The organism is Novosphingobium malaysiense (assembly GCF_000802225.1).
Lineage (GTDB): Bacteria > Pseudomonadota > Alphaproteobacteria > Sphingomonadales > Sphingomonadaceae > Novosphingobium > Novosphingobium malaysiense.
In genome coordinates this window covers 1-991 of the sequence record NZ_JTDI01000025.1, presented here as the reverse complement: position 1 = coordinate 991, position 991 = coordinate 1, and the positions used below count along the sequence as shown (strand labels likewise).

The following is a 991-nucleotide window of genomic DNA, read 5'->3' as shown; positions in this document are numbered from 1 at the left end:
CCCCCACGGTGCGCCCGAAACCTGGCCGTTCGGGCTATGAGCGCGGCGTCCCTCGGCAACCTGCCGCACGAAGTCCGCATCGACGAGCGGCTGGGGCTGGCCGCGATCCTGGGCGCCCCGCAGCAAGCCAGGGGCCTGGCGATCTTGGTCTCGCTCGCCAGCGCATGGTTTCACCGCCATCTGGGAGACGAGGAATGAAGGCGCAGGGCGGATTTGCCGACCGCACCGATGCGGGGCGGCAACTCGCGCGGGAGCTCGAGACCTTCGGCTACAAGGACCCGGTAGTGCTGGCGCTGCCGCGCGGCGGCGTGCCGGTTGCGTTCGAGGTGGCCAAGACCCTCCATGCCCCGCTCGACGTGTTGATGGTCCGCAAGATCGGCGCCCCCGGACACGAGGAGTACGGCATCGGCGCGCTCGTCGACGGGGCCGCGCCGCAGGTCGTCATAGACGAGGCGATGGCGCGCACGGTCGGCGCCAGCCGGGACTACATAGACATGCAGATCGCAAAGGAGCTGGCCGAGATCGAGCGTCGCCGCGCGCTGTACCGCGCCGGTCCACCGCTGGTGCTCAAGGCCCGCACGGTCATCGTCGTGGACGACGGGATCGCCACCGGGGGCACTGTCCGTGCTGCCCTGCAGGGACTGGCGCGGACGGAGCCGGCGCAGATCATCCTCGCGGTGCCGCTGGCCCCCGCGGACGTGCTGCCGGACCTGCAGAAGCAGTGCGACCGCGTGATCTGCCTGTCCTCGCCCTATCCGTTCCGGGCCGTCGGGATGCATTATCGCGATTTCCGGCAGACCGGGGACGAGGAGGTCATCCGCCTGCTTGCCGAAGCCAAGCGCTGGGAAACACCCGATCTGCGAAACACCGGGTAGTCCGGAGGCGTGCTGCCGCAGCGACCCGGCTTGTACGGCCCCGGCGATCCTCGTATCATTACCGATGGATGGGCAATGCAACCCGGATAGGCTTGGCCCATCCGTCACTGGGGAGG

2 protein-coding genes are annotated in these 991 nt (G+C 69.4%); both read left to right on the top strand.

The window, feature by feature from the left end:
* A partial coding sequence (locus LK12_RS24815; RefSeq protein WP_231568474.1) for a hypothetical protein occupies positions 1–198 on the top strand: 198 nt, incomplete at its 5' end.
* On the top strand, positions 195–875 hold the full coding sequence (locus LK12_RS23320) for a phosphoribosyltransferase (protein WP_039290683.1): 681 nt from the start codon (positions 195–197) through the stop codon (positions 873–875). The genes LK12_RS24815 and LK12_RS23320, both read left to right, overlap by 4 nt.
* The last annotated feature ends 116 nt before the right edge of the window (positions 876–991 follow it).

What these genes read in the sequence shown, in the direction of transcription:
- LK12_RS23320 (WP_039290683.1), top strand. Translation starts at nt 195, where the DNA reads ATGAAGGCGCAGGGCGGATTTGCCGACCGCACCGATGCGGGGCGGCAA.